Source organism: Acetobacter cibinongensis (assembly GCF_000963925.1).
GTDB classification, from domain to species: Bacteria; Pseudomonadota; Alphaproteobacteria; order Acetobacterales; family Acetobacteraceae; genus Acetobacter; species Acetobacter cibinongensis.
In genome coordinates this window covers 1-204 of record NZ_BAMV01000109.1, presented here as the reverse complement: position 1 = coordinate 204, position 204 = coordinate 1, and the positions used below count along the sequence as shown (strand labels likewise).

The 204-nt window shown below is 57.8% G+C and carries 1 protein-coding gene; it reads left to right on the top strand.

Features of this window, described 5'->3' with window-relative positions:
- Window positions 1–204: DDE-type integrase/transposase/recombinase (locus tag Abci_RS14015; protein ID WP_048839786.1), on the top strand; the 204-nt coding region annotated here is incomplete at both ends.

Below are 204 nucleotides of genomic sequence, written 5' to 3'. Positions count from 1 at the left end.
GGCAGGGCTTTGTTTATGTGGCCTTCATCATTGACGTCTTTGCACGGGTTATTGTGGGCTGGCGCGTCTCATCCACTGCCCATACCGACTTCGTGCTGGATGCCCTTGAGCAGGCTCTGTGTCAGAGGCGGCCTGAGGGAAAAGTGACCCATCACTCAGACCGTGGCTGTCAGGGCGGATTCAACCGGTCGTCGCAACACCTTC